The following is an 11732-nucleotide window of genomic DNA, read 5'->3' as shown; positions in this document are numbered from 1 at the left end:
CGACTGATCGCGGTCAGTCCGGAAGCAGCGGAACCGACAGCCCTTCACCACTCTTCAACAGTGCCGCGCGGGTGACGGCCGCGGAACCGAACCGGCGGCGCAGATCGTCGAGGGTCGCGTCAAGGGTGTTCTCGGCCCGCGGTTCCAGCGGCAAGGTCAGCTGCATGGTGTCGGCGTCGTCGAGATTGGTCAGCGACAAGCCGATGAGCGTGATCCCGCGTTCGGTGACGAGCGGCTGCGCGGTGTCGAGCAGCAGCCGGGCGGCGTGCCGGATGGAGGCGGTGGCGTCGGTCGCCTCCGCGAGGGTGTGTGATCGGGTCGCGCGGGTGAAGTCGTCGAATCGCAGACGCAGGACCACGGTGCGGCAGACCCGGTCGGCAGCGCGCAGGCGACGGCCGAGGCGGTCGGTGAGGCCGTCGAGGTAGGCGGCGATCTCCTCGGGTTCGCGGTGGCGACGACCGAGGGCACGCTGGGCCCCGATCGAGCGCCTGCGTTTCCCGGTCTCCACGCGCCGGGGATCGCGAGCCCAGGACAGGGCGAACAGATGCCGGGCAGCACCGGTCCCGAGGATGGCGCGCAGAGGAGGTTCGCCGAGCTCGGCCAGTTGCCCGACCCGGGTGATGCCGTTGGCGTGCAGGGTGGCGGCAGTGACCGCGCCCACGCCCCATAATCGCTCGACCGGGAGCGGGTGCAGGAAGTCCAGTTCCCGGCCCGGCTCCACCAGGCGCAATCCGTCGGGTTTGGCGACGGCCGAGGCCACCTTGGCGAGGAACTTGTTGCGCGCGATGCCGACCGAGATCGGCAGGCCGACGCGGCTGCTGACCTCCGCCCGCAAGTTTTGCGCGATCTCGATCGGCTCGCCCCTGATCCGCCGCAGGCCGCCCACGTCGAGGAACGCCTCGTCGATCGAGATCCCCTCCACGATCGGGGTGGTGTCGTGGAACACCGCGAACACCGCCTTGCTCGCCGCGGCATAGGCCGACATCCGCGGTGGGACGACCACCGCGTGCGGACACAACCGCAATGCCTGGCCCGCGTTCATCGGGGTGCGGATCCCGAACGCCTTCGCCTCGTAACTCGCGGCGAGCACGACCCCGCCACCCACGATCACCGGCTTGCCACGCAACCACGGCTGATCACGCTGCTCGACCGAGGCATAGAAGGAATCCAGGTCGGCGTGCAGGATCGACGCCTCGGCGCGGGACTGGATGCGCGGGCGGCGCGGTGCGGCGGAATCGGACACGAACATATGTTCGCATCGGGGTCCGACAGAAGGGGTTGCCGTGCGGTAGCGGCCGCACTCGGGTCGAGCCGGTACTGTGAGCTTGGTTTTGGGCGGCGATGAGGGAGTCGGTAGGCGGTGCGTGGTTTCGGGGATCTCGAAGCGGTGCTGATGGACCGTCTCTGGGATCGCGACGTGGATTCGACGACGGTGCGCGAGTTGTTCGACGAGCTCGCCGCCGAGCGCGACATCGCCTACACCACGGTCATGTCGACCATGGACAACCTGCACCGCAAAGGCTGGCTGGCCAGGGAACGCGACGGCCGCGCCTACCGCTACTGGCCCACGATGACGCGCGAGGAACACAGCGCCCAGCTCATGCACGAGGCCCTCGGCATCGGCGGCCGATCCGATCTCGTGCTCAGCCATTTCGTCGACCGGATCAGTGACGACGAATTCGCGGGCCTACGGGCGGCGCTGCGGCGGGTTGCCACGCGGCGCAGCGTGGAGAACTAGGGGGTGGGCGTGCTCGAAGTCGGGTGGGATCAGGTTTTCGCGTGGCGGCTGGGCAGGCAGTTCCTCACCGACCCGGCAGCGGACGGAGCCGAGGCCGTCGCGCGCAGGCTCGCCGGCGTGCAGGCGCAGGTCGCTTCGGCGGCGGAGACCGCGGTTGCGCTGCGACGCGGCGTCGCCGGGCAGGACGCGGTGGCCGACGCGCTCGCGGCGGGCACGCTGGTCAAGACCTGGGCGATGCGCGGCACCCTGCACGCGATGGTGCCCGATCAGGCCGCGGCGGCGCTGTCGTTGATCGGGTCGGCGCGGACGTGGGAGAAGCCGTCCTGGCAGAAGACCTTCGGCGCGACGCCGGATCAGGTGACAGCCCTGGTCGAAGCGGTGTCCACTATCCTCGCCGACCAGGTCTTGACGCGCGACGAGCTCGTCGAGGCCGTCTTGGCCGAACCAGGTTTCACCCACCTCGGCGAGCAGTTGCGATCGGGCTGGGGTGCGGTGCTCAAGCCGCTGGCCTGGCAGGGCGCGCTGTGTCACGGCCCGGCGCGCGGCACCAAGATCACCTTCACCAGTCCGGCGCACCTGATTCCCGGCTGGACCGGCGTGCCGGCGCCGGACGCCGCCGCGCAGACGCTGATCAGCGCCTATCTCGGCGCATACGGCCCGGGGACGCCGGAAGCGTTCGACGCCTGGCTCAGCCGCAACAGTCTGCGCAAGACCGTCGTGCGCGGATGGTTCGCAGCCATAGGCGACGCGCTGACGGAGGTGAACGTCGAGGGCAGGACCGGCTGGATCCCGACCGAGTTCGCCGACGACCTCGCCACCGCGGCACTCGACGATGCGATCCACCTGCTCGGCCCGTTCGACCAATACATCCTGGGCCCCGGCACCTCCGACACCGCGGTGCTGCCCGCCGAGCACCGCGCGAAGGTGAGCAGAACGGCAGGCTGGATCTCCCCGCTGGTCCTGGTCGGCGGCCGGGTCGTGGGGACCTGGGACCGGGACGCCGACGACATCGTGGTTTCGATGTTCGGCGCGGGCCGATTCCCGAAACGAGCACTGTCCGCGGCGGCGGATCGCCTCGCGCAGGCGCTCGGCGACACCGTGCTCGCCGTGCGCGAAAGCTGACCCCGAACCGGGATTCCGGATACCCCAGACACCAAACCAAGCGCTTGCTACGCTCGCGCGATGATCCCCACGATCGTCTGGGGCACCGGCAATGTCGGCCGAGCGGCCATCCGTGCCGTGGCTGCCCACCCGGCGCTGGAACTCACGGGGGTGCTGGTGCACAACCCCGACAAGGTCGGCCGTGACGCCGGTGCACTCGCCGGGCTCGACTACTGCCTAGGGGTGCCCGCGTCCACCGACGTCGACGCACTGCTCGCCGCCGGTCCGCGCGCGGTCGTCTACGCGGCTTCCGGCGACATCCGCCCCGATGACGCGCTCGCCGACATCGCGCGCGCGATCCGGGCGGGCGCCGTCGTCGTCACCCCGGCCCTCTACGCGCTCTACGACCCGGCCGGCGCCCCCGCCGAGATCCGCGACCCGGTGCTGGAAGCCATTGCCGCCGGCGGCGGTTCGCTGTTCGTCTCCGGTGTCGATCCCGGCTGGGGCAACGATGTACTGCCGCTGTTGATCAGCGGCCTCGGCACCACCGTGGATGTGGTGCGCTGCCAGGAGATCTTCGACTACTCCACCTATGACCAACCCGACTCGGTGCGGTATCTGGTCGGTATGGGTCAGCCGATGGACTACCAGCCGCCGATGCTGCTGCCTTCGGTCCCGACGATGGTGTGGGGCGGGCAGATTCGGCTGATGGCCAGGGCGCTCGGCGTCGAACTCGACGAGATCCGCGAGACCCTGGATCGGCGTGCACTCGATGCGGCCGTGCAGACGGTGCAGATGGGCGAGTTCGAGGCGGGCACGCAGGGCGCGGTGCGGTTCGAGGTGCAGGGCATCGTCGACGGTGAGCCGCGCATCGTCATCGAGCACGTCACCCGCATCCATCCGAGCTGCGCGCCGGACTGGCCGACGCCGCCCGACGGCGACGGCGCGCACCGGGTGATCATCGAGGGCACGCCGCGCATCGAGGTCAGTGTCGAGGCCACCGACGAGGGCGGCAACCGTTCGGCCGGTGGAAACGCCACGGCGGTGGGCCGATTGGTCAATGCCATCGACTGGCTCGTCGACGCCGAGCCGGGACTCTACGACGCACTCGATGTGCCGCTGCGGGCCGCGGTCGGCAAACTCGGAAGGAAATCGCCATGATCATCGACATTCCTGAGGGCAAGGACCCGATCGGTTACGTCTGGGGCGAGATGGTGCCCGGCATCGGCGTCGCCGCCGCCGCGTTCTCGCTGTCGGTCTACGAGCACTCGACCCTCGGGCTGCGGGAGTTCGAGGCGGCCCGGCTGCGCATCGCCCAGATCAACGGGTGCCTGTTCTGTCAGGACTGGCGTACCGAACGCGACGGCCAGAAGGTCGAACCGGAGTTCGCCGACGCCGTCACGAACTGGCGCACCACCGATCGGTTCGACGAACGGGCCAGGCTCGCCGCCGAATACGCCGAACGCTACGCCACCGACCATCACGGCCTGGACGACGAGTTCTGGGCCAGGATGTTCGAGCACTACACCCAGGCCGAGCTGGTCGAACTGAGCATGAGCATCGGGTCCTGGCTTGCCTTCGGCCGCCTCAACCGGGTCCTCGGCCTGGATACCGTCTGCGTTCTGCCAGGTCACTGACCGCGCTAAGCTGCGGGCCGTGGTGGACTCTCCGGTACAGCAGCTGATCGACACGGTGGCCTGGGTACTGATCGAGGACGGGCGCATCCTGTGCGCCCGCCCCCGGGGTAAGGACGTGTTCTTCATCCCCGGCGGCAAACGGGAGGGCGCCGAAACCGACCTGCAGACCTTGGTCCGCGAGGTCGCCGAGGAATTGGCCGTGGACCTGGCCGCCGACAGCGCGGTCCACGTGGGCACCTACGAGGCCGCGATCGCCGACGGTCACGCCACCGTCGTCCGGATGGCGTGCTACACCGCCGAGTACCGCGGCGTGCTCACCGCAAGCAGCGAGATCGATGCCCTGGCCTGGTTCGGCTATCGCGACCGTGATCTGGTGCCGCCGGTCGACCAGCTCCTCTTCGACGACCTCGCCGCAGCGGGTTCCCTACGGTGACCGGTACGGGCGGCGGTATCCGGCGGACCATCGCGTACGGCCTGCTCGCCCTGCCGTTGGCCCTGACTCCGGTCCACACCCGATTGCGCGTTCCCCGGCGGCTGCTGCACGAACCCGTCTCCGCGCCCGGGGTCTCGGCAGCACGGTGCGTGTTCCACTCGGTACTGTCCGCCGGGGTCGGGATCGTCGCCTGGTTCCTGATCATGCTCACCGCGCTCGGCCTGGTCCGTGGGCTCGCCTACCCTGTGGTCGCCGCTGGTGACTACGAAACATCGTGGGGTGGACCCACTTTGGTAGGCGCGTGGCTGGTGCACGCGGCGGTCAGCCTCGTGATAGCCCCTGTGTTTCTCGGTATCGTCGCCGTTCTCGGCCGACTTCAACTCCGGTTGACCCGCAGCGTCCTCGGCCGAGCCGGGTCCTGGTGGGAGATTCCCGCCGCCGTCGTGCTCACCGCGGCGGGCGCCTTGTTCTTCGTCGCCTGGGTCCGGCAGATCTGATCTCCTCGCGGTCCGCGAAGGTGCGCCGCCGCAGCGGTCAGCGAGGTGACCATCGAACCGTGGGGCACCTACATCGGGGCCCCGAGCTGCCGTGCTACGGGTTCGGTTGCGGTACCAGGCCGGGCTCTTGCTGGTCGACCGGTTTCGGGGTCGGCGCAGTGGTGCGGATGCCGAGGCCGATGAGGCCTGCCAGGATGGCGACGGCGGCGGTGACGTACCAGGCGCGCTGGAAGGCGTCGAGGGTGGCCGCCGGGGTGGTGGGTGACCCGAGTAGGGCGACGAGGATGGCCACACCGACGGCGAGGCCGAGCTGACGGGCCATGCTCAGTACCGCGGTGCCGGTCGCGAAGCGCTGCGGCGGAAGGGTGCCCGCGCCTGCCGCGAATGCGGTGGGCAGAGTCAGGCCGACGCCGAGGCCGGTGAGCAGCATGCCGCCGAGCATTCCGGACACGTAGTCCGGCGCCAGCTCGGCTGCTTGCGCCCACCACAGCAGGCCGCCGCCGAAGGCCAGCCCGCCTGCGGCGATCACGGGGCCGGTGCCGAGGCGATTGATGAGTTTGCCCGCGGCGACGGCCACGAACGGCACGACCAGCGGTCCCGGCGCGATCGCCGCGCCGGTTTGCAGCGCCGACCATCCCCACACGTTCTGCGCCCACAGCGTGACCGACAGCAGCATCCCCGCGAACGCGATCTGGAACACGAGCGAGTTCGCGGTCGCCAGACCGAAATTCGGGGCACGCAACAACGCGGGGTCCACCACCGGGCTGTGGTGGCGCGCCGAGGACCACGCGAACACCACGCCGAGCCCGACGGCGACCGCGAACGCGGCCAGGACACCGGGCGAGGTCCAGCCCCACTCGGGCCCCTGGACCACGGCCAGGATGGACGACCCGACCGCGCCGATCAACGCTCCCGCGCCCAGCAGATCGGGCAGCGGACCGTGATCGGCGGGCGGACGCGGCAGTGTGCGCACGCCGATGACCAAGGCCACCACCCCGATCGGCACATTCACCAGAAACACCCAGCGCCAGTCGAGTTCGACGAGCAGCCCGCCGATCACCGGCCCGAGCGCGGCGCCCAGACCGCCGAACGCGACCCACAGCCGGACCGCGCCTGCCCGCCGCTCCGGTGGCGTCGCGGCCAGGACCAAGGCCAGCGAGGACGGCGTCAGCAGCGCACACCCGATGGCCTGGACGATGCGGAAACCGACGAGCGACTCCACATTCCAGGCGACCGAGCACAGCGCCGAGCCGAGCACGAACACCGCGAGCCCGGCCAGGAAGGTCGCGCGATTGCCGTTGCGGTCACCGAGGCGACCGGCGGGAACCAGCAGGGCGGCGAACACGATCGCGTACAGGTTGAGCACCCAGGACAGCGCGGTGAGCCCGGCGCCCAGGTCGGCGGCCATGGCGGGCATGGCGACATTGACGATGAACAGGTCGAGACTCGACAGCAGGACGCCGGTCGAGACGACGGCGAGCACCACCCGGGGGTCGGTGGCACGCTCGGCGGCAACGGCATTCATGAGGCAGGCTCCCGATCAGCCGAGGACGCGGCGGGTTTGGCGGGCGGTGGCGAGCAGGACGCCGTCGCGGTCCCAGATGTCGGTGTCGTCGACGGACCAGCCGTCACCGGTGCTGACATTCGCGGCGCGCACCAGCACCGGCGCGGCGCCGATCCCGGCGAGGTCGGCGTGCAGCTGCAGCGACAACGTGACGGTGGGGACCGCGACCGGCGCGGTGAGCAGCGGGAACAGGCCGGGCGGTAGCGCGTCGGCGAGGACGGACAGGCTCGGTGCGTCGATCGCCAGGGCCGGGTCGAGCGCGATCCAGGCGCACATCATCGCCTCGTCCGCACCGCTGAGCGGCAGCGGGCCCGCGGCGGGACGGATCACGAAATGCGCGCCGACCGGGACGATCTCGGGCGGGAGCTGGAACAGTGCGCAGTCCTGCGGTGCGGCGACAACCGGTGCGGGGCGGGCGGTGTGGGTGCTGATCCCGGTGGCGGCGGTCGCGCCGAGGGTGACCGTGGCGGCGGCGACCGGAGTGCCGTCCTGTTCGGCGAGGACGTCGAGGATCGTCGTACTGCGCCCGACGGTGTGTTCGGTGGCGCGCAGGGTGAACGAGCCGGTGGCGGGGCGACCGAGGAATCGCACGTCGGCGGCGCGCACCGGGTAGTCGCGGGTACTCGCGCGCTGCGCGGTCTCGATCAGCAGGCCGGCGAGCGTGCCGCCGTGTGGGCCGGTCCAGCCGCGCCAGGAATCGTCGACATCGGCGTGCCAACGTCCGGATCCGGTGGCGGTGAGGGCGAATTCGGCGCCGAGCCGCCCAGTAAGTTTCATCATGCAACTCACCGTAGACGGGTGAGTTCTTTCATGCAACCGACTATGCTCGTGGCATGCGACGCACCAGCTTCGAGGACATGAACTGCTCCCTGGCCCAATGCCTGGAAGTGGTCGGTGAATGGTGGACGCTGCTGATCGTGCGCGACGCGCTGTTCGGGGTGACCCGCTTCGACGAGTTCCGCGAACGGCTCGGCATCGCCCGCAATGTCCTCACCCAGCGACTGGACGGCCTGGTCGAGCACGGGATCATGACCAAGGAGCCCTACCAGGACAACCCGGTCCGCTACGACTACCGGCTCACCGCCAAGGGCCGTTCGCTGTGGCAGGTGGTGACGGTGATGCGGCAGTGGGGCGACGAATGGGCCGCCCCCAACGGTGCGCCGGTGGTGGCCGTGCACCGCGGCTGCGGGCACGTCGCCACCGTCGAACCGGTGTGCTCGCACTGCGGGGAACCCGTCCACGGACGGGACCTGACACCCGTCGACGGACCCGGTGCGGGCGAGATCTCGCTGCTCCCGTCCCGCTGACGAGCGGTTCCCCGATTCGGCCGGGCCGCGCATCGGGCGAGGACTGTGCGAGACGCGGGTGTGAAGTGTGCCAAGGTGTGCGCGGCGCGGCCGTGATTCCGATAGCCTGCCGGGTGTCCGTTCCCCGAACGAAGGTGATCCAACAGTGACTTCCGTGGTCGATGCCCCTGATATTGCGTCGAAGGTAGGGCACTACTACCGGGTCGATGACGTCTACGAGGTCGGCCGCGAGAAAATCCGCGAATACGCCCGCGCGGTGCAGGATTTCCACCCCGCGCACTGGGAGGACGACGCGGCGGCCGCGCTCGGCTACCCGGGTCTGGTCGCCCCGCTGACGTTCGTCTCCATCCCGGCGATGGCGGCCAATCGCCTGCTGTTCGAGTCGGTGGTCGTCGGCTACGACATGTTCGTGCAGACAGAGCAGGTCTTCGAGCAGCACAAGCCGATCGTCGCGGGCGACCGGCTGGCCGTCGACGTCGAGCTGTCCTCGGTGCGCCGGATCGCGGGCAAGGACCTCATCACCGTCACCAACACCTTCGCGGACGAATCCGGCGAGACCGTGCACATCATGCACACCACGGTCGTCGGCATCACCGGCGACGGCGTGGACCCCGAGATCACGAGCGCCGTCGAGAACGTGATGGTGCACGGTGTCAAGGTGTTCGGCAACGGCGACGCCACCGACCAGGACACCGGCGAGACACCGCTGCGTCCGGAAGGCGAGATCCGGCTCTCGGCCGAGGGCGTGGCGCGCGTTCCGAGTACGACCCTGTCCTTCGACGAGTTGACCGTCGGTGCCGAACTCCCGATCCGCGACGCGCGCCTGTCGCGCGGCGACCTCGTCAACTACGCGGGCGTCTCCGGTGACGGCAACCCGATCCACTGGGACGAGAGCATCGCCCGCCTGGCCGGCCTGCCCGATGTGATCGCGCACGGCATGCTCACCATGGGACTGGGCGCGGGTTTCGTCTCCACCTGGTCCGGCGACCCGGGTGCGGTCACCCGCTACGGCGTGCGCCTGTCGAACTACACGATCGTCGACAGCCAGGGTGGCGAGATCGAGTACGCCGGCCGGGTGAAGTCGCTCGACCCCGAGACCAGGACCGCGGTCATCGCGATCGTCGCCAAGTCCGGCGGCCGCAAGATCTTCGGCCTGGCGACCACCACCCTGCGCTTCCGCTGAGTTCGCCGAGGTGAGCCCGGTTCACCCGGCGACCGGGCTCACCTTGACCCACGTGTTGTTGACCGCCGCCGCACCGGAGAACGGTTCGGTGCGGGCGGGGTCGTGCAGCAGGTTGACGTTGGCGCCCGGCTGGGCGGCGGCCACGGTCCAGCCGACGCCGGGTTCGTGATGACCCCAGCCGTGCGGGATCGCGACCACGCCGGCGCGGATGTCGTCGCTGATCTCCACGGGCACGACGATCGAACCGACCGTGGACTCGACGGTTACCTGATCACCGTCGGTGAGACCGCGTTCGGTGGCGTCGCCGGGGTGCATGAGCACGGTGCAGCGGTCGCGTCCCTTCATCATCGACGGGATGTTGTGCAGCCATGAGTTGTTGCTGCGCAGATGGCGGCGGCCGATGAGTTGCAGGTCGTAGCCGGGGGCCATCGTCGTGTCGGCGCCGTCGACGACCTCGCGTACGGCGGCCAGGAAGTCCGGCGGCGTGAGCTGTACTTTGCGGTCCTTCGTCCCGATCAGCGCACGCAACCGCGGCACCAGCGGACCCAGGTCGACACCGCCCACAGTGGCCCGAATCCTGTTGGCGGTCAGGCCTTTCCGTCCACGTCGCAACACACCGTAGGGTCCTGCCGCGATGGCAGCGGCGGTCAACCGCATCGGGCTGAACAGTTCGAACACGCCGGTGAGCGCGCGACCGGTGATCCGCCGCGCGGGCAGCGGCACCAGTTCGGTCACCAGGCGCGCGAGGATCTGCCAGTCCTCGAGCCCGTCGGTGGGCGGCTCGAAGACGGCGGCGTCGAATCGGGCGTTGTTGCGCACGCTGAACACCGGGAACAGCAGGTTGATCTCCTCGCGCTCGAGCGGTGAGATCGGCGGCAGGATGATGTCGGCATGCCGGGTCGTCTCGGTGATGTACATGTCGACGGCGACGTAGAAGTCCAGCGCTTCCAGTGCGGCGTCGAGCCGCCCGCCCTGCGGAGTGGACAGCACCGGATTGCCCGCGTAGGTGATCATCGCCCGGATCCGGCCCCGTCCTTCGGCGAGGATGTCCTCGGCCAGCACCGACACCGGCAACTCGCTGCGGAAGGACTTGTGGGTGCCGGACCGGTCGGTCCACGCCCCGTAGCCCATCGGCAGGTATTTGCCGTAGCGGGCGGCGTCGACCGGTGGGGTCGCGAACATCTGACCGCCCGCGCGGTCGAGGTTGCCGGTGACGGCGTTGATCGTATTCACCAGCCAGTGCGTGAGCGTGCCCGTGACCTGCAGGCATACCCCGATCCGCGCGTAGAGCACCGCCGACGGCGCCGCCGCGTGGTCGCGGGCCAGCCGCCGGATGGTGTCGGCGTCGACACCGGCGTGGGGTGCCATCCGCTCCGGCGAGGTCGTCGCGACCAGCTCGGCCAGCTGATCCCAGCCGCTGCATTGCGCGCGCACCGCCCGCTCGTCGCACAGTCCCTCGGTGACCAGCACATGCAGCATCGCCAGCAGCAGGTAGACATCGCCGCCGGGCCGCACCGCCACGTGCTCATCGGCCAATCGCGCGGTTTCGGTGCGCCGCGGGTCGATCACGACGACCGTGCCGCCGCGTTTCCTGACCTCCTTGATGCGCAGCTTCGCGCCCGGCATGGTGGTGATCGACCCGTTGGACACGGCCGGGTTGGCGCCGAGCACCACGAGCCGATCGGTGCGGTCGATATCGGTCACCGGCATGAGCACGTTGGCGCCGAACATCCGCCACGCGACGAATTCCTGCGGGAACTGGTCGATCGAGGAGGCGGAGAAGAAATTGCGGGTCAGCAGCGCTACCCGCAGCAGGGCGCCGTAGATCACCGAGGAACTGTGTGCGGCGGGGTTGCCCATGTACATCCCGATCGCGCTGGGGCCGTGCGCCGACCGCACCGCACGCAATCGGTGCCCGATCTCGGTGAACGCCTCGCCCCAGCCGATCGGTTCGAAGGAGTCGCCGACCCGGCGGACGGGGGTGCGCAGCCGGTCGGGGTCGTGGTGCAGCCCGCCCATCGCGGTGGCTTTCGGGCAGATGTAGCCCTTGGACAGCACATCGTCGGGATTGCCTTCGATGCGCGCGACCTGATCGCCCTCGACCGTCACCAGAATCCCGCAGTGTGCCTCGCACAGCGTGCACTGCCGGGCAATTGTCCTGCTGTTCACCGCTTTTTCCCCACTTTCGCCGAACCGCTCGACCCACGCTATCCCGGTCGGCCGCCCGGCAGATCCGCCCACGGTCGGAGATTTCGTCTCAGGCCGTCCGTGT

12 protein-coding genes are annotated in these 11732 nt (G+C 69.9%); 8 read left to right on the top strand and 4 right to left on the bottom strand.

Features of this window, described 5'->3' with window-relative positions:
* Nucleotides 1-13: 13 nt before the first annotated feature.
* A complete protein-coding gene (gene dinB / locus ACFVAV_RS15115; RefSeq protein ID WP_379035170.1) occupies nt 14-1249 on the bottom strand; it encodes a DNA polymerase IV in 1236 nt (411 codons plus the stop codon).
* Between the two features lie 111 nt (nt 1250-1360).
* Here dinB and ACFVAV_RS15110 point away from each other — a divergent pair, with 111 nt between their 5' ends.
* From ACFVAV_RS15110 to ACFVAV_RS15085, 6 genes are read left to right on the top strand one after another with little or no spacing between them, the layout of a single operon-like run.
* Nucleotides 1361-1738, top strand: a complete 378-nt coding sequence (locus ACFVAV_RS15110; RefSeq protein WP_379035168.1) for a BlaI/MecI/CopY family transcriptional regulator — start codon at nt 1361-1363, stop codon at nt 1736-1738.
* A 9-nt stretch (nt 1739-1747) separates the two neighbouring features.
* Nucleotides 1748-2860 (top strand): winged helix DNA-binding domain-containing protein, encoded by a 1113-nt coding sequence (locus ACFVAV_RS15105; protein ID WP_379035166.1) that lies wholly within the window; start codon nt 1748-1750, stop codon nt 2858-2860.
* 60 nt (nt 2861-2920) lie between these two features.
* Complete coding sequence (locus ACFVAV_RS15100; protein WP_379035164.1) at nt 2921-4000, top strand: dihydrodipicolinate reductase; 1080 nt, start codon at nt 2921-2923, stop codon at nt 3998-4000.
* The gene (locus ACFVAV_RS15095) at nt 3997-4476 is read left to right on the top strand and encodes a carboxymuconolactone decarboxylase family protein (RefSeq protein ID WP_189028763.1); all 480 of its coding nucleotides are present in this window, start codon (nt 3997-3999) and stop codon (nt 4474-4476) included. Before ACFVAV_RS15100 ends, ACFVAV_RS15095 begins: the two co-directional genes overlap by 4 nt.
* A 19-nt stretch (nt 4477-4495) precedes the next feature.
* Complete coding sequence (locus ACFVAV_RS15090) at nt 4496-4909, top strand: NUDIX domain-containing protein (RefSeq protein ID WP_379035162.1); 414 nt, start codon at nt 4496-4498, stop codon at nt 4907-4909.
* Nucleotides 4906-5406 (top strand): hypothetical protein, encoded by a 501-nt coding sequence (locus ACFVAV_RS15085; RefSeq protein WP_379035160.1) that lies wholly within the window; start codon nt 4906-4908, stop codon nt 5404-5406. The genes ACFVAV_RS15090 and ACFVAV_RS15085 overlap by 4 nt, the downstream gene beginning before the upstream one ends.
* A 94-nt stretch (nt 5407-5500) precedes the next feature.
* On the opposite strand, the gene ACFVAV_RS15080 is transcribed toward ACFVAV_RS15085, so the two are convergent.
* Nucleotides 5501-6931, bottom strand: coding sequence for an MFS transporter (locus ACFVAV_RS15080; RefSeq protein ID WP_379035158.1), 1431 nt, complete (start codon nt 6929-6931; stop codon nt 5501-5503).
* A gap of 15 nt (nt 6932-6946) precedes the next feature.
* A complete protein-coding gene (locus tag ACFVAV_RS15075) occupies nt 6947-7750 on the bottom strand; it encodes an acyl-CoA thioesterase (protein ID WP_379035156.1) in 804 nt (267 codons plus the stop codon).
* 53 nt (nt 7751-7803) lie between these two features.
* On the opposite strand from ACFVAV_RS15075, the gene ACFVAV_RS15070 reads away from it, so the two are divergent.
* Complete coding sequence (locus tag ACFVAV_RS15070) at nt 7804-8277, top strand: winged helix-turn-helix transcriptional regulator (protein WP_379035154.1); 474 nt, start codon at nt 7804-7806, stop codon at nt 8275-8277.
* Nucleotides 8278-8422: 145 nt separating this feature from the next.
* A complete protein-coding gene (locus ACFVAV_RS15065) occupies nt 8423-9460 on the top strand; it encodes a fused (3R)-hydroxyacyl-ACP dehydratase subunits HadA/HadB (RefSeq protein WP_379035151.1) in 1038 nt (345 codons plus the stop codon).
* A gap of 21 nt (nt 9461-9481) precedes the next feature.
* Here the strand turns inward: ACFVAV_RS15065 and ACFVAV_RS15060 are convergent, their stop codons facing one another.
* Complete coding sequence (locus ACFVAV_RS15060) at nt 9482-11629, bottom strand: molybdopterin-dependent oxidoreductase (RefSeq protein ID WP_379035149.1); 2148 nt, start codon at nt 11627-11629, stop codon at nt 9482-9484.
* Nucleotides 11630-11732 lie beyond the last annotated feature (103 nt).

The sequence above is a fragment of the Nocardia sp. NPDC057663 genome (genome assembly GCF_042799895.1).
GTDB lineage: Bacteria > Actinomycetota > Actinomycetes > Mycobacteriales > Mycobacteriaceae > Nocardia.
Note: the sequence above shows the minus strand (reverse complement) of the source record. Positions and strands in the feature narration are given on the sequence as shown.